We start from the raw sequence: 19,740 nt of genomic DNA on the forward strand, positions 1-19,740 counted from the left end.
GGCGGCGCCGCTGTCCGGCTGTGGCGGGCTGCCGCGCAGCCGCGGCAGCAGCGCGATCAGCGCCGGCGCCACCACCACCGCGGTCAGCGTGCCGGTGGGTAGGTCGTAATTTGGACCGGTAAACGGACCTGAGTTCTGACCCGGCGACCGATTACATGGCAGTTAGAAGCAGGTCGGCTCGTCTCATGAGATCGGCGCGCGCCGTCGGCACTAGGAATAACAACTCCGCACACTGCAGTGGAAGGACATCTTTCCTTTGATGCGGCGTCGAGCAGAAAAGTCTCCCTCTTCCGTTCGCCATCTGGCTCCATTGCACGGTCAATGGCGGTTGATCCAAATCACAGCAGATGTCATTTCCTTAATCTAGACTGCTGTCGGCCTCTCCACGAGAGGCTACTGCGAGGAGGAAAGGATATGGGATGCTGCAGGACGGTCAGAACATCCTGAACCAGCAGGGCCGGCCCGTAGCGGACTGGCATAGTCAGCCGGCTCCTGCGGTGCTCGAGGCTCTTGCCGCCACGCCCGGTGGATTGTCCTCAGAGGAGGCCCGTCGGCGACTGGAGCAACATGGTCCCAACGCTTTGCCCGTCACCCAGGGGCCACATCCCCTCCGGCGTCTTCTCGCCCAGTTCCACAACGCCCTGATCTACTTCCTCCTCGCAGGCGCTGCTGCTGCCTGGAGCCTTGGACATCAGATCGACGCCTTTGTTATCTTGGCAGTCGTGCTCATCAACGCGGTCGTTGGATTCGTTCAGGAAGGCAAGGCCGAGAAGGCCCTCAACGCCATCCGTTCGATGATCGCCCCGCGCGCCAGTGTGACCCGCGACGGCCAAAGGGTCAGCTTGCCCGTCGAGCGGCTAGTCCCGGGGGATGTCGTGCTGCTCGAAGCGGGCGACCGCGTGCCGGCCGATCTGCGCCTTCTGCGGGCCCATGCCTTGCGCATTGACGAAGCGCTGCTAACAGGCGAATCCGTCGCGTCCAATAAGCAACTGGCCCCTGTGTCGCCGAATGCTCCGCTGGGCGACCGCCGCTGCCTGGCCTTCTCCGGCAGTCTGGTTTCGGCCGGCAGTGGTGCGGGGGTTGTCGTAGCGACCGGACAACGGACCGAAATCGGCCATATCAGCAAATTGGTCGGCTCCGTACAGGAGCTCACAACGCCCCTCCTGCGACAAGTCAACGCCTTCGGCCGCCGATTCACCGCGGTCGCCATCGTGGCGGCCGCCTTGCTCTTCGCCTTCGCGGTGACAATCCGCGACTACGACTGGGCAGATGCTCTCATTGCTGTCGTCGCTTTGGCGGTCGGGGTGGTGCCGGAAGGGCTGCCTGCGGTGATCACGATTACGCTGGCAATCGGTGTGCAGCGCATGGCCGCGCGCCACGCCGTCATCCGTCGACTCCCGGCCGTGGAGACGCTCGGTGCCACTTCGGTCATCTGTTCCGATAAGACCGGGACGCTGACGCGCAACGAGATGACGGCTTGCCGCATGATGACTGCCGGTGCGGAGATCAGTGTCAGCGGATCGGGTTATGCGCCGGATGGGAAGCTGACCACGGTCGGCGTCAGTGCCGAGGATGATGCTGAGGCGAATGCCCTCGCAGCGCCCTTGCTACGCGTCGCACTGCTTTGCAACGATTCTCAGCTCAAACGCGCGGCAGTGCATTGGGTCGTCGAAGGCGATCCCATGGAGGGCGCGCTCCTGACCCTCGGTAGGAAAGCCGGCCTCGAGCCGGATCACCTGCGGGCGGAATGGCCGCGCCTGGATGAAATTCCCTTCGACGCGCAACACCGCTTCATGGCGGTGCTCAGCCAGGGCCCGGGTGGCGAGGCTTGGCTGTTCGTCAAGGGAGCCCCGGAGGCCCTGCTGCAGCGCTGCAGCCATCAGGCCGATCAGGAGGGCGAGGTCGCGCTGGACCGGCCGCACTGGAAAGAACATATCGTCCGGGCAGCAGCCAGCGGTCAGCGCGTCCTGGCCTTTGCCGCGCGTCGGGTATCCCAAGGCCGCCAGATCACACCTGCTGTGCTGGAGGAAGGCCTGACCTTCCTCGGCCTGGTCGCTTTTATTGATCCGCCACGCGACGAGGCGATGACCGCCATCCGCCGCTGTCGTGCCGCCGGGATCGCCGTTAAGATGATCACAGGCGACCATCCCGAAACGGCCGCAGCCATAGCCCGGCAGATCGGCCTTGATGAGGCGCCGGTCACCATGACAGGCGCAGAACTCGACACACTTTCCGATGGAGCCCTGGCTACGGCCGTCAGCCGCGCCAGCGTCTTTGCCCGCACCAGCCCAGAGCACAAGCTGCGCATCGTCAGGGCCTTGCAGGCGCAGGGCCATGTCGTGGCCATGACCGGTGATGGCGTGAACGATGCACCGTCGCTGAAGCAGGCCGATATCGGTATCGCCATGGGACACAAGGGCACGGAGGCGGCGAAGGAAGCCTCGCAGATGGTGCTGATGGACGATGACTTCGCCTCCATTGTCGCCGCAGTGCACGAGGGGCGGGTAGTCTACGACAACATCCGTAAGGTCATCGCCTGGACGCTGCCGACCAATGGCGGTGAAGCGCTCACAGTGATAGCCGCCATTCTGCTGGGCTTCACAATGCCCATGACGGCAGCGCAAATTCTCTGGATCAACATGGTGACGACCATCACGCTCGGCCTGATCCTGGCTTTCGAGCCGGCCGAGCCCGGAGTCATGCGCCGCAAGCCACGCTCACGCCACGGTTCGCTGCTATCGCCCTTCCTGCTCTGGCGCGTTGCCTTCGTCTCGGTGCTGTTCATGGCCGGCGGCCTCGCCATCTTCTTCCATGCGCTAAACCGGGGTCTGGGCGAGGACGTGGCGCGGACCCTGGTTGTGAACACCATCGTGGTGCTGGAGATCTTCTATCTGTTCAATGTGCGCTATCTGCACATGACGTCGATCACCCTGCGCGGCATGCTTGGCACGCCGGCGGTGCTCATCGCCCTCGTCCTGGTAGTTCTGGCGCAGCTCGCCTTCACCTACCTGCCCGTCTTGCAGCAGCTGTTTGCAACGGCGCCCGCACCGCTGCTCGAGAGTGCCCTCGTGCCGCTCCTTGGCGTCGCTCTCCTGCTGATCCTGGAGGCGGAGAAGATGCTGCTTCGCCGCCTGGGGCTGTTCGCGGCAGAGGTTTGAAAAGCCTGCTAATCCAACCGGCGCTTGCGATTATTCAACCATAAGGAAACCTTCCGATGCACGTCCGTGACATTATGACCCGCGATGTGATGACCGTGACGCCCGAGACCCCCGTACCCGCCCTCGCGGCCTTGTTCGCCGAGCGTGGCATCTCGGGCGTTCCTGTCGTGGAGGCCGATGGAAAACTGGTCGGAATGGCGACGGAAGGCGACCTGATGCGCCGGTTGGCGGCGGAGGGGGAACCACCCCGGTCGTGGTTCCGCAGCCTGCTGGAATCCGAGCAGCGCCAAGCACAGCATTATGCCCAGACCCATGGCCGCCATGCCAGGGATGTCATGTCGACCGAGTTGCTGACGATCAGCGAAGAGGAGAGCGTAAAAAAGGCCGCGGCGATCCTGGAACAGAAAGGTATTCGTCGCCTGCCGGTCGTGCGGGATGGAAAGCTCATCGGCATCCTCTCCCGCGCCGATCTCATGCGCGCTGTACTGGCTCCGCCGGAGGCAGCCGCGACGGCAACCTCGGACCGGGAGATCCACACTCAGATCCGCCGGGAGATGCGGAAGCATCCCTGGGCCGATTCTTACCTGCTGTTCGTGGATGTCGTGGGAGGTGTCGCGACCTTCCACGGCTTCTGTCGCTCTACCGAGATTGGGCAGGCATTGCGCGTCCTGGCTGAGGCCGTACCCGGCGTCAAGGATGTGCGGCTCGATCTCGCACCAACCCCAGTCTTTGTCATTGATTGAGCCATGGGCGGCGGCCGGGCTTTGCCCGGCCGTTTCCGGCCATCAAGTCAATTTCGGCACCAGCATGACATCGCAAGGCGCGAATTGCATGATCCAGCTCGCCGTACTGCCCAGGATGAGATCCAGCAGGCGGCCACGTCCATGCCTTCCAAGCACAGCAAGATCGATGTTGGCATGCCGGACATAGTCGCGGAGAAGCCAGCCCTTGCTGCCCTGCTCCACCACGACCCTGATCGTTTCGTCAAGACCGTCCGGCAAGTCGGCATCGACGAGGAATTGGCTGCATTCGTCCCAGGCCTCAGCTGCGAATGCCTCCTTTCTCTTGTCTCCCTCGACAAAGCCCGCATAAGGCACATCGAACGTGTGAAACAGCGTGAAGTCTGGGTCTCTGAAGTATCTCAGGGCGGTCCGCAAAGCTGCTCGTGAGCAGGCTGACAAATCCGTCGCCACGAGGATCTTTCGATAAGCCTGCCGGGCACGTTGGCGAACCACCAGGAAGGGGATTGCGGCCACGCGCAAGACTTCATCCGCCGTCGTGCCGGTCAGCATGCGCTCAAGGGGATCCGTCCGCGCCATGCCGGTGACAATCAGCCCAACATCCTGGCTCTGGGCCACGCGCAGCACCAGCTTGGATGGTGCGGCCCGCTCGACCACGAGGTCGGCAGCAACGCCATGGTCATGAAGGTCAATCCTTCACTGCGTGCGTGCCAGCGACATTGGGTCAGCAGGCCTCCGCCAGGCCGACAGATCCCGCAGACCATCCTCCCTGCAATCAGCCTGGAGGACCATTGCGTCGCCAGTTGGGCGGCGGGATCGAAAGCACGATCACAACGGGCACTCAGGTCGGTCGCAAGGAGCACCTTCGATGGTGGGGCGGGGGGATCTGCAGGGAGCATAAGCCACTTCTCCTGATGGGACCTAACACTACTTTGGCACTTTGAGGCCGAGGAACGGTTACCTCCCTGCTGAACGATGCAGCGGGAGGCGAGGATGGCGACCGTTCATGGTGGTGGCGCTGACCTGGATCGCTGGCTGGCGCCGTTCCTGGCGGTGCTCGGCCGCAAGACGCGCCGGACCTGGGCGCCGCTCTATTTGCGGGGCTTGCTGGGCCCTGGTGAGCGCAAGAGCCTGCAGCCGATGGCAGTTCGCCTGGGGCTGGGTAGTCATGACCAACTGCAGCACTTCATTGCCAGCCCGGCCTGGGATGATAGGCCGCTCTGGTCGGTGCTGGCGCATGAGGCGGACCGGCTGGTTGGCGGACCTGCGGCCTGGCTGGTGATCGACGACACGGCGCTGCCCAAGAAGGGTGCGATGTCGGTCGGCGTGGCGCCGCAGTACTGCGGCCAGCTGGGCAAGAAGGCCAACTCTCTGATGTTCGTCGTCAACCGTCTTGGGCGTGATCCGGCGACCTCGGCCACAATGGCGAGGTGATGCTGTGTATGACTGCTGCGCAGCGCAGGAGGCAGAGCCGCTGAGACGACGGCGAGCAGACTCTGATCCGCGGGTTGGTTACCGCATTCCCGTGTGTTCGTCTGGGGCTGCCTCTCTCTGCCAGCGGGCGTCGACGGGTGTCGGCCACACAATTGGTCTCGAGGGATCCCCTGCCGGGGCCCTGCCCCCAGCGATGCGCAACAGGATGTGGTGGTCAGGCCTGAATGGTCCTCGTTTGATCGGGCGGTACGATAAGGCGTGCAGTCAGCTCGCGAGGTTTGGCTTCACCTCACGGCCGATCGCCCATAAGAAGGCCGCCATCTCGCGCGCGATGGCGGTGGTGACCACGGACTGGCGTTTGCCGTGGGCCATGAGCTTGCGGTAGCGGCTGCAGAGCCGCAGCTGCGCCTTCCAGGCGATCTCGCAGACGAGTTTCGGCAAGCCGGCTTGGCGTTCCTGGAGCAGACGGCTCATCCGCGCCCGAAAGCGATAGGTCCAGGCGCCCTCGATCAGCACCCGCCGAGCGCGGCTATTGCCTGCCTTGGTGATGCTTCCACGCCGGACCCGCTCGCCCGTCGAGTTCTCCGAGGGGACCAAGCCGAGATAGGCCATCAGCTGCCGAGGGCTGTCAAAGCGGCGCACATCCCCGATCTCGGCGGCGAAGGTGACGGCGGTCAGAAAGGCGACGCCGCGCAGTGCCTGATAGGCAGCGATCACCGGTGCCATGGACCAGGAGGCCACGGCCTCGGTGACCTGCCGGGTCAGGCGCTCGAGCCGGGCCTCGGCATCCAGGATCGCCTGGCGGTACTCCGCAAGCACCAGATGCTGGGCGGGATGCTCGAAGGCCTGCTCGGAAAGCCAGCGCGTGTGCGCCCGGCTCCAGGCTGTACGGCCGGCGAATACCCGGCCGTGGCGGAGCAGGAAGGACTGCAGGTGCTGGCGCGCGGAGCGCAACTCCTCCATTGCCGTTTCCCGGGCGCGCACAAGCTCGCGCACGGCCTCGTGGGCTGGATCCGGAACCCAGACAGGCGTGAGTTCGCCCGCCCGATGCAACTTGGCCAGGGTCAGCGCATCCCGTCGGTTGGTCTTGACCCGCTCGCCCGGGCGCTTCGGGATCAGCGAGGGGGCGACCACGACGCAGTCCTGGCCGAGTGCTGCGATCTGACGCTGCAGCCCGTATCCGGTCGGTCCGGCCTCATAGGCAAAAGCCAGCCGTCCGTGTCGCTTTGCCAGCTTCCGGACCAAGCGCTCCACCGCCTCGGGCGTGGCGTCGATGTCGCCAAAGAAGCGCACCTCGCCGTCGCGCCCCGCCTCGGCCAAGGCCACCGAGATTTTCAACTTCGACGTGTCCAGACCGACGTAGACCTCGCACTCCTCCTGCATCGCTCGTCTCCTCCGCGTGCGGCTCCATGCCGGCACATCCAGCAGGATCCCGCTCGCCAGATACTGCCGGACGAGCCGCTGCTTGAACGACGAACATACGGTCTGCCAGTCGCTGGTCTCGCTCACCCTGGCGCAGGGGGAGGTGCCGGTTCCGGTGGGCCTGCGGCTGTTCCTGCCCAAGGAGTGGACTGATGATCCTGGACGCTGTGCCCGGGCAGGTGTCCCTGAGACCGCGATGGTGCCGCAGAGCAAGGGCGGGATCGCGCTGGAGGAGATCGACCGGCTGCATGCCGCGGGCGTGCGGTTCGGCACCGTGCTGGCGGATGCGGGCTACGGCGCGAGTGCAGCATTCCGCCAGGGCCTCGATGCCCGGGGGCTGCTCTGGGCCGTCGGCATTCCGCGCCACCAGAAGGTCTACAGCGCTGCGGTACAACTGGTGCTGGACTTGCTTCGGAAAAGTGGAGGGTTCCTGATGAGGCAAAGGGAGCTCCATGACGCAGCAGCGACGGTTCACGAAGGAGTTTGAGGACGAGGCGGTCCGGCTGGTCCGGACGAGCGGGCGGAGCCAGCGCGAGATCGCCGAGGATCTTGGGGTCGGTCTGTCGACGCTGGTCCGCTGGATCAGTCGGAGCCGGGACCGGCAGATGGATGCGCCGGACCGATCCGGGACGGAGGACGTCGCTGTCGAGTTGAAGCGGCTGCGGCGGGAGAACGAGATCCTCCGGCAAGAGCGGGACATCCTCAAGCGGGCCACGGCTTTTTTCGCCAAGGAGGGAAGTCGGTGAGGTTCGCGCTCATCGATGCGGCGAAAGAGGAGTTCCCCATGCACCGTCTCTGCCGTGTCCTCGGCGTCAGCCAGAGCGGCTACTTTGCCTGGAAGGGCCGCCCCGCCTGCCGCCGCCAGCACGAGGATATGGTGCTGCTGGCCCATGTCCGGTCGGCCTTTGCGCTGTCCAACGGCACCTACGGCGGCCCGCGGATGACGCGGGAGCTGCAGTACAGCGGTTTGGCCGTCGGGCGCCGCCGGACGGCCCGCCTGATGCGGGAGAATGGCCTTCGTGCCCGGCAGAAGCGGCGGTTCAGGCGAACCACCGACAGCCACCATGCCTGGCCGATCGCGCCCAACCTGCTGGACCAGGACTTCTCGGCGGAGGGTCCCAACCAGAAGTGGGGCAGCGACATCTCCTACATCTGGACCCGCGAAGGCTGGCTGTATCTGGCGGTGGTCATCGACCTGTTCGCGCGACGCGTCGTCGGCTGGGCCGTGGCGGATCGGCTGCATCGGGAGCTCGCCCTGGCCGCCCTCCGCAAGGCTCTCACCATGCGCCGCCCCGCCCCAGGGTTGATCCATCACGCGGACCGCGGCAGCCAGTACTGCTCCACAGACTACCAGGCCGAACTCCGAAAGCACGGCGTCCTGATCTCGATGTCGGGCAAGGGGAATTGCTACGATAACGCCGTGGTGGAGACGTTCTTCAAGACGCTGAAGGCGGAACTGGTCTGGCCCACCATGTTCGAGACGCGCCGAGGCGCCGAGCAGGCCATCGGCCGCTACATCGATGGCTTCTACAACCCCGTGTCGATGCCGGAGTGAAACTGGTTCTCCCGCACTTTCCGTGCTGGTGGGTGAGGCTCAGGCCGCCTGCAGAATACGGGCGCGGAGGAGCTCAAAGCCCGCGCGTCCATACATGGTGCGCTTGATCATCTTGAGGCGGTTGATCTGCCCCTCAACGGGACTGGTGGTCCAAGGCAGGTCGAGTGCGGCCCGCACCGCGGCGATGTCCTTGCGCAGCTCGACGGCGAAGCTTGCGAGAGGACTGGCGGCAGCCTCGTCCAGCGCCTCCTCAAGCCTATCATCCCCTTTCCGCCGCAGCAGACGGGCAATGCGCTTTGCGACGGCGACTGTGGTCTGCAATGCCGGCACCTCCAGCAAGCGCGCGGTGAATGTACGGTCCGCATCGGACGGTAGCTCGCCATCTGCCATGAGGAGACGCGTGGTGCGGCGGAGTGTTGGCGGTTGCCAGATCTGCCCCCTGGCTGCTCCCGGCAGGGACGCTGCGGGATCACGCCTGCGGCGCTCAGTGGCCCAGGCCCGGACCGTCGAAGGGCGGCCGGGAAAGCCAGCGCTGGCCAGTTCCCGCCACAGCCGCAGAGCATTGTGACACCCCTCGGCCCAGCGCTGCTCCAGGGTGGTACGGTGGCGATCCAGGATGCTTCCCCGCGGTATCCTGGGCCAGCTCGGGGCCGCCCCGGCCTGCAGCCAACGGCGGAGCGTCTTGCGATCGGCCCCTAGCTGGCGCGACATGTCGCTGATCGAGACACCGGCCGTGTGCATGCGGGCGGCTTCCTCGTAGCGGGCCTGCCGCCGCCGCCGTCCCGCCTCCCGGCGCTGCTGGGCCGCTGAGGGCCTGGTTTCGGTGGGCACAGCGGCAGCCGCCCTGATGGCGCAGCCGGCCGCCACTTCTCGCCCGATCCGCCGGATGGCGGCGTGGTGGCGCTCCACCACCGCCTGGACGGCATCGCCGAGGTTGCGCAGCAGGTGCCAGCGATCAGCGACCTGCACGGCGCCCGGCGCGCCCTGACGCGCGCCATCCGCATAGGTGCAGGCCCGGTCCCGGGCGACCACCTCCACGCCAGGGTGCTGCCGCAGCCAGTGGCTCAGGGTCTCGGCTTGGCGATCCGGCAGGAGATCCACCACCTGATTGCGCTCCAGATCGACGAGAATGCTGCCGTACCGGTGGCCGCGGCGCCATGCCCAGTCATCCACCCCGAGCACGCGGGGAGGCGGGCTGGGTTCTGGTGGCGGGCTCTGCCGGCGCGCCATGCGGATCAGCGTGTCGGCGCTGATGGCAATGGCCAGTCGCGCCGCGAGCCGTGCGCCGGCCTCGCCGCCCAGAGCCAGGCCGAGATGCCGTTGCAGGTCGGCCAGCCGGAGGGTGCGGCGTGCCCCACCTGCGGCGCTCTCTGCCAGGCGCTCCACAAAGGTTTGGCGCCGACACTCCTGATTGCGACAGCGCAGGCGACGCGCCTGGATCCGCAAGGTCACCGGGCGGCCCTGCCAGGGCAGATCCTGCAATCGGCGCTCATATCGACTATGCACCACCGCTGAAGGGGCGCCGCAGTCTGGGCAGGCCGCTACCCTGTCCCGGAATGCGGCTACGATGACGAGGCCGTCTGGTGCCGGCAGGATCTGCCGGACCAGCAGCCCCGCCGGGATCAGGGGCAGCAGATGCTTGAGCATGGCAGGCCTCACACATCGGTCGAGGCGCCTCATCTGCGTCCCAGGCGCTGTGCCTGCCACCCACCAGCACGGAAAGTGCGGGAGAACCAATTTTCGATCGGCGTTGACAACCCCGTCCGGCGCCACTCCGCGCTCGACTTCACAAGCCCGGCCCAATTCGAGAAAATGGCCGCCAACTGATCCAACGCCTCTCCACTAAACCGAAGCAAGTCCAACGACCTTGCCCTTGTGCGCCCGGATGACGCGTCTCGCGGTGCTGGGCTGGAGGGTGAGCGAGGCCTGCCGCATGAGGCGCAGAACGCGCTTGCGGTTGATCGGCGGCTCTCCACTGGCCCGCCTTGCCCGGTTCAGCAGGGCGGCAACGCGCCGATAACCGTAGGTGGGCCGGGCATCGGTGACGGCACGGATCTCGGCCAGGAGCGCGTCGTCGCCCTCGCGCTGATAGGGGCCGCGGCGGCGTCCCGGACCCTTCAGCTGCTCGACCAGATTTGAGCGGGCGACGCCCAGGGTGTCGGCCACCGCCTTCACCGGGAACCGGCCGGAAGAGGCGAGGGTAGCCGCAAGCCGGGCTTTCTCCCCCGGGCAGCGTCCAACGCCTCCCGCAGGATCTCGGCCTCCATGGTCTTGCGGCCGAGCAGACGCTCCAGGTCGCGGACCTTGGCCTCGAGCTCGCGAACACGGCTGGCGGCGACCACCTCATCGTCCGCCCGGACCGCCTCCAGGCCTCCCTCGGCCATGCGACGCCTCAACCCGAACAGCAGGCTGGGAGAGACGCCGTGGAGCCGGGCAACGGCCGAGACCGTCATGCCCGGCTGGGACGTCTCCTCGACCAGCCGGACCTTCTCGGCGGCAGTGTAGCGCCTGCGGCGCTCGCGGCCGGTGATGATTTCGACGCGCTCAGCGGGATTGGACATAGGCGTATGCCTAGGCTCAGACCTAGGCCCTCAGGTTACGCCACCTGTCCGGTCGAAATGGGGGGCACTCCACCCGGAAAGTCTGGTCGATTGGCGCGCCCGTCATCTGGTCTATGTCGGACTGAATCCGAAGTCCTGCTGCTTCTGGACCGTACGGGTCATGATAGACTGCCCTCGCCTAAAGAGGCAGCCACCAAGATCAAGGAGGATACAATGAGTGTGCAGGCGAAAGACATCATGACGCAGCAGGTGATCACGGCCTCGCCAGATTCTACATTGAAGGAGATCGCCAGTCTCTTTACGACGCATTCTGTCAGCGCAGTTCCAGTCTGCGATTCCTCCGGGAAGGTTATCGGCATCGTCAGCGAACGGGACTTGCTTCGCCCCTTTGAGAAGACGATCGCCCAACGACGGGACTGGTGGATATCCGTGTTGGCGGAGGGCAACGACCTTGCACCTCAGTCCGTAACGTTTATCGGACGTGACCAGCATCGCGCCACGTTGCTGATGACATCGCCTGTCGAGACGGTGACCGAGGACACCGAGCTTGCCGAGCTCGCGGAAATCATGTCGCGGAAGGACATCAAGCGGTTACCTGTCCTTCGCGAGGGCCGTCTCGTGGGGATTGTGAGCCGCGCAGATCTGGTTCGGGCCATTGCCACGTCGAGCCCGGACTAAGGAGCGCTCCTGGGCGCGGCGCCACAGGAACGAACGGGGGGTTGAAACTCTATGCAGCCGGGCCCTCACTAATCCCGCTTTTCGATGGCCGAGGCACTACCCGCCGTCAATGGTGCAGTCAGCGAAGGGACGGGGTATTTTCATCGTCTGGATACACCTAAGCTGCGTGTCCATAAGAAGCCACCGCCCGTGCCGCGTAACAGTGGCCGCAATGGGAGCTGATGTTTATGTATCGTGACCGCCTGCGCATGCCTGCCCTCTGGAGCAAGGTAATGAGTCCGGAACAGGCGGCGACGCTGTTTCGCGACGGCATGGTCGTGGGCATGAGCGGCTTCACCCGCGCCGGCGACGCCAAGGAGGTGCCGGTGGCCCTGGCCGAGCGGGCTGCGACGGATCCCCTCAAGATCACCCTGCTGACGGGCGCCTCGCTGGGCAACGACATCGACCGCATCCTGTCCGATGCCGGGGTGATCGCGCGGCGGATGCCCTTCCAGGTCGATCCCGGCCTGCGCCGGCGGATCAACAACGGCGAAGTGATGTTCATCGACCAACACCTCTCGGAAACCGTGGAAATGCTGCGGTCGCGCCAGCTGGGTCCTATCGATCTCGCGGTGATCGAGGCAACGGCCATTACCGAGGAGGGGCATATTGTGCCCACCACCTCGGTGGGCAATTCAGCCAGCTTCGCCATCCTGGCCGAGAGGATCATCATCGAGATCAACCTTAACCATCCGGCCGCATTGGAGGGGCTGCACGACATCTATATTCCGACCTATCGACCGCATCGCGATCCCATTCCCGTGGTCTCCGCGCGCAGCCGCATCGGTATGACAGCGATTCCCATAGACCCGGCGAAAATCGCGGCCATCGTCATCACCCAGAAGAACGACAGCACTGCACGGATCGACCCGCCGGATGACGACACTCGCGCGATTGCCGGGCACCTGTCCGATCTGTTCCTGCACGAGGTCAAGAAAGGACGAATGGGCCTGACCCTGCAGCCGATGCAGTCCGGCATCGGTGCCATCGCCAACGCCGTGCTGACGGGTTTCGTCGATAGCCCCTTCCACGGCCTGACCATGTATTCGGAGGTCCTGCAGGACAGCACTTTTGAGCTCTTCGATGCCGGCAAGCTGGATTTCGCCTCGGGCTGCTCCATCACCGTCTCCGGCGCCTGGTATGACCGCGCCATTCTGGGCATCGAATCCTATAAGCCGCAGCTCATCCTGCGACCGCAGGAGATCAGCAACCACCCCGAGGTCATCAGGCGGCTCGGTGTGATCGCGATCAACACGGCCCTGGAATGCGACATCTATGGCAACGTCAATTCTACCCATGTGAATGGCACGCATATGATGAATGGCATTGGCGGCTCGGGCGACTTCGCGCGGAACGCCCACATGGCCATCTTCGTGACCAAATCCCTCGCCAAGGGGGGCGCCATCTCCTCCATCGTGCCGATGGTGCCGCATGTTGACCATAACGAGCATGACGTGGATGTCATCGTCACCGAATGCGGGCTGGCCGACCTGCGTGGCTTGGCGCCGCGCGAACGGGCGGAATGCGTGATCGGCAACTGTGCCCATCCCAGCTATCGCGAAGCCCTGCTGGACTATTACCGGGCGGCCGTCAGGCGCGGCGGGCAAACCCCCCACCTGCTCGAAGAGGCTTTCGCCTGGCACGTTCGGGCCCGCGAAACCGGGTCGATGCGGCTCCCCATAGGCGGTTTGGTCTCCACTACACCGTGACTTGAAGATAGACGTGGTTGCCGGTTGTGGGGTGGCAGCGATGCAGAAAGCCGTAGGTATGCTGGCCCTGACGTTCGTTACTGTCGACAAGTTTCCAGATTTCGCCGTCGCTGTTTTGCTCCAGGTCAGCGCCGTCACCTAGCCCCTTGGCCATAAGTTCCTTTCCCAGTGCCCGCCACCCCAGTTCCAGGAATTCGGCAGACCGGACCGGGCTGGGCAGGAAGCGGCGATTGTCGTTCGCTGGGCCTCCAATTGTGCCCAAACCTTCTTCATGCATTGGCTACCTCACTACCTCCGTCGTGCCTCCGCCATCGTCGTATATGGCTCAGCCTGCGGCAGCCGCCTTCCCTCTGGGCCAGCGCCCGCCACCAGACAGGCGCATGTTCACCCTTGCCGTTCGGACCACCAGGATCGCAGACGCGGCGCATACAGGAACAGCGCGGAGCTGGCCGCAATCATCAAAAGAGCTATGACAAACGCCACGACCTAGAAGCTGATGTCGCCCTCAGCGACGAGCCATCCCGCAATGATGGATGGCACAAAGAGCAATAATCTGGCGATCCAGGGCATGTCGATATCTCCGATTGACTGTGCCGTCAGCGCAGGAACTGCCGAAACCTCTGCAGGGAGAAGGCAAACAGCACCGACCCGATTACCACCATCGCCAGAAGCTGTGGCCAGACCACGGTCAGCCCCGCGCCGCGGAACAGCACCGCCTGGGCCAGCATGACGAAATGGGTGTTGGGTGCAGCGAACATGATAATCTGAATGACCTCAGGCATGCTCTCGCGCGGCGTCACGCCGCCCGACAGAACCTGTAAGGGCAGCAGAACCAGCATCAGCAGCAGACCGAATTGCGGCATCGAGCCCGCGACCGTGGCCAGGAAGATGCCCAGGGAGGTCGTCGCGAAGAGCTGCAGCGCCGCGCCTGTCAGAAACAGCGCGATCGATCCCTGGATGGGGACCGTCAGGATTCCCTGCACGACAAAGATGAGGGAAAATCCCGTGGCAGCGAGTACCACCAGCCCCATCGACCAGATCTTGCTGACCATGATCTCGGTCGCCGTCACCGGCATCACCAGCAGATGCTCGATGGTGCCATGCTCGCGCTCCCGAATAAGCGCCGCGCCGGTGAGAATGATCGAGAGCATAGTCACCGAGGAGATGACGTTGGTAATGGCGCCGAACCAGCCTTTGTTGAGTTCCTGGTTGAACCGGGAACGAAGGTTCAGGTCGATCGGGACTGTGGCGCCGCCGCGATAGCCATTGAGGAACTCGCTGACTTCACTCGAGGTGATGGACTGGACATAGCCGCCGCCGGAGAATGCCTGGGTCATCCGGGTGGCGTCGACGTTGAGCTGGATAGTCGGTGCACGGCCAGCCAGAAGATCGCGCTGAAAATTCGGCGGAATATCGAGGGCGAAAGTATCGAGGCCCGCATCCATGCGGCGATCCATCTCCGGCTGGGAGATGATCCTGGGCACGGAGAAATAGGGGGGATTGAACGCCGTGATGATGCGCGAGGAGACAGGCGACTGGTCCTCGTCCACGATCGCAATAGCGGCTTGATTGAGGGTCTCCGGCATCGATTTTGAGGCGGTGTAGATCGACAAGGTGAAGGCATAGGCGATCAACACCAGCAGCATGGGATCGCGCGCCAGGCCGCGCAATTCCTTGATGCCAAGCTGTAGGATATTCTTGACTTGCATGGTCAGCGCGCCTGTTTGTTGAGAAGCGCTGTCCCCAACAAGAGAAGCACTGGAATAGCGATGAGAAGGGGCAGGAAATCAGCCCAGAGGTCAGCGAAACCCAGCGCCTTGGAGAAGGTCCCGCGTGAGATCGTTACGAAATAGGTGGTGGGATAGAGCCGTCCTATTACCGCCCCGGCGCCTTGCAGCGACGAGACCGGGTCCGTCATGCCAGAAAACTGCACCGCGGGAATGATCGTCATCAGGGAAGTGCCGAAGATCGCGGCGATCTGGCTGTTCATGAAGGTCGAGATCACCAGGCCCATCGCCGTGGTGATGGTCACATAGAGCAGGGCCGCCGCGGTAAAGGTCAGCAGGCTCCCGGTAAAAGGGACACGAAAGATGAAGACGGCCGCGGCCGTCAACATGACGAAGTTCGACATCGCCAGGGCGATATAGGGAAGCTGCTTGCCCAGCAGGAATTCCAGGCGCGTGACCGGCGTCACGTAGAAATTGATGATCGAGCCGAGCTCCTTCTCCCGCACGACGCTGAGCACCGCCAGCATTGCCGGAATCATCATCAGAAGCAGCGGAATGACCGCCGGTACCATAGCCACTAGGCTCTGAATATCCGGGTTGTAGCGGTACCGGATAGCGAGCTGGAAGCTCCCGACCGTAGCGGCATCGCCATAGAACTGCCGGGCTTTCTGGGTCAGCCAGTTCTGATGCATGCCCTGCACGTAGCCGCTGACGGTCTCGGCTCTGGTGGGCATGGCGCCGTCGATCCAGGCACCGATTTCGACCGCCCTGCCGCGCGCCACATCTCGGCCAAAGCCGGAAGGGATCTCGATCGCCAAGCTCAACTCGCCGTTGCGCATGCGCCGATCGAGATCGGCATAGTCGGCGATGGGAGGCTTCTCGATGAAGTAGCGGGAACCGGCGATCTGCAAGGTGTAATCGCGACTGACGGTCGTATCATCCCGGTCGAGCACGGCGAAGGAGAGGTTCTCGACATCCATGTTGATGCCGTATCCCACCACGAACATCAGGATCAGGGTGCCAAGCATGGCCAGCGTAGCCCGGATAGGATCGCGCCGGAGTTCGAGAGATTCACGCTGCGTATAGGCGAACATGCGGCGGACGTCGAAGGTCCGCTTCCGATGTACCTGCCTAGCTGACACTGCCGGCTTCTGATCACTGGTCCGGGCGGGAGCGCCTCGCGGTTCGGATCCTGCTGTGCCCTCCGCTGCGCGAATGGCATCCTCAAGATAGGCGATGAAGGCCTCTTCAAGAGTCGTGGCACCACGTTTCTCGACGATGGCGGATGGCTTCTCGCTGACGAGGACCTTGCCGGCATGCATCAGCGAGATGCGATCGCAAAGCTCCGCCTCGTTCATAAAATGCGTCGAGACGAAGATCGTCACCTGGTCCTTGCGGGACAGGTCGGAAAGGATCTGCCAGAAACTGTCGCGGGCGATCGGATCGACGCCGGAGGTTGGCTCGTCCAGGATGAGGATGTCGGGTGCGTGGATCATGGCCACGGCCAGCGACAGGCGTTGCCGGATGCCCAGCGGCAGGGAGTCCGGCAACGCTTCCGAAATCCCGGCAAGATCGAAGCGCGCGACCATTTCATCGATCCGCGCCGGAATGGCGGCGGGATCCAACCCGAAGAGACGGGCGTGAAGATCGAGATTCTGTCGTACGGTCAGCTCAGTGTAGAGTGAGAAGGCCTGCGACATATAGCCGATGCGGCGGCGTACCGCCATGTCCCTGGCATCGACCTCCTTACCAAAGAGGCGCGCTTTCCCCTCGCTGGCGGAGAGTAGACCGGTCAGCAACTTCATGGTCGTGGATTTTCCGCAGCCATTCGAGCCCAGAAACCCGAAGATCTCCCCCTTGCCAATGCGGAAGCTAACATCGTCGACGGCCGTGAAGTCGCCAAAGCGCATGGTGAGATGCTCGGCCTCGATCGCGACCTCGCTTTCCGCTTCGGCCCGCGGCGGAATCACCACCTCCTGGTGATCGCTCCGCCGTTCCTCCGGCAGCAAGGCGATGAAGGCTGCATCCAGTGTCGTGGCGCCGGTCTGCTGCCGCAGATCATCCGGGGTTCCGGTGGCCAGCACCTTGCCCGCATCCATGGCCACCAGCCAGTCGAAGCGATCAGCCTCCTCCATATAGGCCGTTGCAACGATGACGCTCATGCCCGGGCGGTCCTTGCGGATCTCGTCGATCAGTTCCCAGAACTGGCGACGCGACAGCGGATCGACGCCCGTCGTGGGTTCGTCGAGGATCAACAGATCAGGGTCATGGATCAGCGCGCAACACAGCCCGAGCTTCTGCTTCATACCGCCGGAGAGCTTGCCGGCCGGGCGGCTCGCGAAGGGTGACAGCCCGGTGCTGCGCAGCAATTCGGCTATCCGGCGCTCGCGCTCCTGCTTGTCGTGACCAAAGAGGCGCCCGAAAAAGTCGACATTCTCGAAGACCGACAGCGTCGGGTAGAGATTCTTGCCCAATCCCTGCGGCATATAGGCGATCCGGGCGTAGATGCTACCGCGATGGGTCGCATTGGCGATATCGCCGCCGAGGACCTCCACGGCCCCGTCCTGAACGGCGTGGGCCCCCGACACCAGCGACAACAGGCTGGACTTGCCGACGCCGTCCGGCCCGATTAGCCCGACCATGACACCCGATGGCAGGTCGAGATTGATCGCCTCCAGGGCCGTTGTCTTGCCGTAGCGCAGCGACACTGCCTTGATCTGGACGACGTGGGGGCGCTCCACCGCCGGGGGCGCGACGAGGTCGATGCTGGTCATTGCGCCAGCTGGCCCGTCAGGCCCGGCGGCCATGCAGCCTGTGGATCCAGCCGGACATAGGCCATGCCGGGCAAGCCGGTCTTCACCTGCCGGATGTAGCGCTGCAGCAGCTCAGGTGAGATCTGAGCGCGGATCCGGAACATCAGCTTCTGGCGTTCTTCGGCAGTTTCCACCGTCTTGGGCGTGAACTGCGCCACGTCAGCCACGAAACTCGCCGTTGCGGGGATGACGTATTGCGGGGCGGCATCGAGGATAATGCGGATCTCGGTGCCCATGGCGACGCGGCCGGCCTGCTCGGTCGGCAGGAAGAACGTCATATAGACATCACCAAGGTCCACCAGATTCAGCACCCGCCCACCGGCCGAGAGGACTTCGCCGGGCTCTGCCACACGATATTGCACGCGCCCGGCTCGCGGCGCGACCAGCGTGCTGTCATTGATGTCGGCCAGGATGCTTTCGATAGCCGCCTTCGCGGCATCCACCGACGCTTCCGCATCGACGACCTGTGCCTTGGCCGCATTGATAGCTGCCTCGGAGGCGGCCAGTTGGGCCTGCGCTGCGCCCACCGCGGCACGCGCACCCTGCGTGGTCGCCCGATTGTCGTCGAGCGTCTGGACGGAGACAGTATTGCTGGCCGCGAGTTGCTCGGACCTCGCCAGACGCCGCGTCGCGGCATCGAGTTCGGCCTGCCGTTGAGCGACGACGGCGACCGCCGCCGTGCGCTCGGCCTCGCGTTGGGTCACCAGGCTTTGCGCCGAACCGATGCCGATGGTCGCCCGCTGCAACTGGGCCTCGGCCTGGCGCCTTTGCGCCTCCAGCTGCATGGTATCCATCCGCGCCAGCACTTGGCCCGGCTCGACAAAGTCTCCCTCGCGGGCCAGGATTTCTCGGATACGGCCCGCTGTTTTTGTCGAAACATCGATCTCCACCGCTTCGATGCGGCCGTTTCCGCTGGCAATCCCCTCCGGAAGATCGCTGCCGCCTAGTTTCTTCCAGGCGAAATAGCCTCCGCCGGCGACCAGCGCGGCGAGTGCGCCCAGCAGCAAGCGCTTACGAGTTGCTGTCATTGCCATTCAAGCTCGGCCCCATCATTACCTCGTCCGGCATAAGCTCATGCCCGACATGCCTCAATGCCCCGCTGCCCCGATGCCAGGTCCAGACGACTGGGATCCTATCCTGGCGGCGGCTGCGCTCTCCCTTGCCCACCCGGGGCAACCGCACCCGCCCTGCAATGTTCTCTTTAATTTCCCCTCCGCAGTCAACTGCGGTTGACCATCAGTGACAAGAGGGTAACCTGGGGGCATGGCACAGGAATTCCCCTCGGTTTCGAGACTCAGCGATACGTCTGGAGCGCAGAAGGTCAGGACGCTGGATCGCATCCTGAGCGCGGCAATCGTCCAGTTCTCGCGCCGGGCCTACGAGGAGGTCGGACTGAGGGGTATCGCCGCCGCCGCTGGTGTCGATGTCGCTCATGTCCATTGGAGCTTCGGATCCAAGGAGCGGCTCTTTACCGAGGCGGTTCGACGAGCCACCACCGTCGATCGTGTGGTGTCGACCGCCGGATGTGACCTCCCGCGGTCACTGGCTCGCCAGATCCTCCTGCCCGCTGGAGGACGCCCGCCCGCTGAGATCGGGCAACTAGAGATCGTGATCCGCTCACTCTCCTGTGTCACAGCCGGACCCTTGCTACGGGATTTCATTCCGGAGGCATTGATCGAACCGCTGAGTGAACAGATCGGGGACCCAGACGCGCGGCGGGCCTCGCTGGTTGCGGCTCTGCTGGCGGGGGTCAGCATTCTCAGGAATGTTCTCAAGGCCCAGCCTTTGTGCGGCGCGGATGAGGGCGCGCTCGAGGCTCTAATCGCCGACACTATTGACCATATCGTCAGGGCGCATCCCGGTGAGCTTCGACCGGACATCATCACAAGAGGGGCTTAGGGGCT

12 protein-coding genes and 4 pseudogenes are annotated in these 19,740 nt (G+C 64.4%); 8 read left to right on the top strand and 8 right to left on the bottom strand.

What is annotated here, in order from left to right:
* Nucleotides 1-419 precede the first annotated feature (419 nt).
* Nucleotides 420-3,158, top strand: coding sequence for an HAD-IC family P-type ATPase (locus IBL25_RS07535; RefSeq protein ID WP_187777941.1), 2,739 nt, complete (start codon nt 420-422; stop codon nt 3,156-3,158).
* Between the two features lie 56 nt (nt 3,159-3,214).
* Entirely contained in the window at nt 3,215-3,901 is a 687-nt protein-coding gene (locus tag IBL25_RS07540) for a CBS domain-containing protein (protein WP_187777942.1), read from the top strand.
* A gap of 42 nt (nt 3,902-3,943) precedes the next feature.
* Here IBL25_RS07540 and IBL25_RS07545 read toward each other — a convergent pair whose 3' ends face one another.
* Nucleotides 3,944-4,591: a universal stress protein gene (locus IBL25_RS07545; protein WP_367615574.1), complete on the bottom strand. Its 648-nt coding sequence runs from the start codon at nt 4,589-4,591 to the stop codon at nt 3,944-3,946.
* Nucleotides 4,592-4,891: 300 nt separating this feature from the next.
* Between IBL25_RS07545 and IBL25_RS07550 the strand changes: the two are divergent.
* Nucleotides 4,892-5,299: pseudogene (locus tag IBL25_RS07550) on the top strand (transposase); the annotation flags it as partial.
* A 297-nt stretch (nt 5,300-5,596) separates the two neighbouring features.
* Here the strand turns inward: IBL25_RS07550 and IBL25_RS07555 are convergent.
* On the bottom strand, nt 5,597-6,715 hold the full coding sequence (locus IBL25_RS07555; protein ID WP_187777969.1) for an IS110 family RNA-guided transposase: 1,119 nt from the start codon (nt 6,713-6,715) through the stop codon (nt 5,597-5,599).
* A gap of 103 nt (nt 6,716-6,818) precedes the next feature.
* On the opposite strand from IBL25_RS07555, the pseudogene IBL25_RS07560 reads away from it, so the two are divergent.
* Together IBL25_RS07560 and IBL25_RS07565 are read left to right on the top strand one after the other, a co-directional pair.
* A pseudogene (locus IBL25_RS07560) lies at nt 6,819-7,154 on the top strand (transposase); the annotation flags it as partial.
* A 52-nt stretch (nt 7,155-7,206) separates the two neighbouring features.
* Nucleotides 7,207-8,291: pseudogene (locus tag IBL25_RS07565) on the top strand (IS3 family transposase); the annotation flags it as partial.
* A 57-nt stretch (nt 8,292-8,348) separates the two neighbouring features.
* Here IBL25_RS07565 and IBL25_RS07570 read toward each other — a convergent pair.
* Nucleotides 8,349-9,989 carry an ISL3 family transposase gene (locus tag IBL25_RS07570; RefSeq protein WP_456315861.1) on the bottom strand — a complete coding sequence of 547 codons (1,641 nt, stop codon included), beginning with the start codon at nt 9,987-9,989 and terminating at the stop codon, nt 8,349-8,351.
* A gap of 168 nt (nt 9,990-10,157) precedes the next feature.
* Nucleotides 10,158-10,870 (bottom strand): annotated as a pseudogene (locus IBL25_RS26855) (transposase); the annotation flags it as partial.
* A 213-nt stretch (nt 10,871-11,083) separates the two neighbouring features.
* On the opposite strand from IBL25_RS26855, the gene IBL25_RS07585 reads away from it, so the two are divergent.
* Together IBL25_RS07585 and IBL25_RS07590 are read left to right on the top strand one after the other, a co-directional pair.
* Nucleotides 11,084-11,548, top strand: a complete 465-nt coding sequence (locus IBL25_RS07585; protein ID WP_187777946.1) for a CBS domain-containing protein — start codon at nt 11,084-11,086, stop codon at nt 11,546-11,548.
* A gap of 227 nt (nt 11,549-11,775) precedes the next feature.
* Nucleotides 11,776-13,296, top strand: coding sequence for an acetyl-CoA hydrolase/transferase family protein (locus IBL25_RS07590; protein ID WP_187777947.1), 1,521 nt, complete (start codon nt 11,776-11,778; stop codon nt 13,294-13,296).
* Here IBL25_RS07590 and IBL25_RS07595 read toward each other — a convergent pair.
* The 4 genes from IBL25_RS07595 to IBL25_RS07610 form a co-directional block, all read right to left on the bottom strand.
* A complete protein-coding gene (locus tag IBL25_RS07595; protein ID WP_187777948.1) occupies nt 13,286-13,573 on the bottom strand; it encodes a hypothetical protein in 288 nt (95 codons plus the stop codon). The genes IBL25_RS07590 and IBL25_RS07595 overlap by 11 nt on opposite strands.
* Before the next feature lie 319 nt (nt 13,574-13,892).
* On the bottom strand, nt 13,893-15,005 hold the full coding sequence (locus IBL25_RS07600) for an ABC transporter permease (RefSeq protein WP_187777949.1): 1,113 nt from the start codon (nt 15,003-15,005) through the stop codon (nt 13,893-13,895).
* A gap of 2 nt (nt 15,006-15,007) precedes the next feature.
* A complete protein-coding gene (gene rbbA / locus IBL25_RS07605; RefSeq protein ID WP_187777950.1) occupies nt 15,008-17,797 on the bottom strand; it encodes a ribosome-associated ATPase/putative transporter RbbA in 2,790 nt (929 codons plus the stop codon).
* Entirely contained in the window at nt 17,794-18,843 is a 1,050-nt protein-coding gene (locus IBL25_RS07610) for an HlyD family secretion protein (RefSeq protein WP_456315862.1), read from the bottom strand. Before IBL25_RS07610 ends, rbbA begins: the two co-directional genes overlap by 4 nt.
* A 256-nt stretch (nt 18,844-19,099) precedes the next feature.
* Between IBL25_RS07610 and IBL25_RS07615 the strand changes: the two genes are divergently transcribed.
* Entirely contained in the window at nt 19,100-19,735 is a 636-nt protein-coding gene (locus tag IBL25_RS07615; protein WP_187777952.1) for a TetR/AcrR family transcriptional regulator, read from the top strand.
* Nucleotides 19,736-19,740 lie beyond the last annotated feature (5 nt).

It is taken from the genome of Pseudoroseomonas ludipueritiae (assembly GCF_014490445.1).
Classification (GTDB): Bacteria; Pseudomonadota; Alphaproteobacteria; order Acetobacterales; family Acetobacteraceae; genus Pseudoroseomonas; species Pseudoroseomonas ludipueritiae.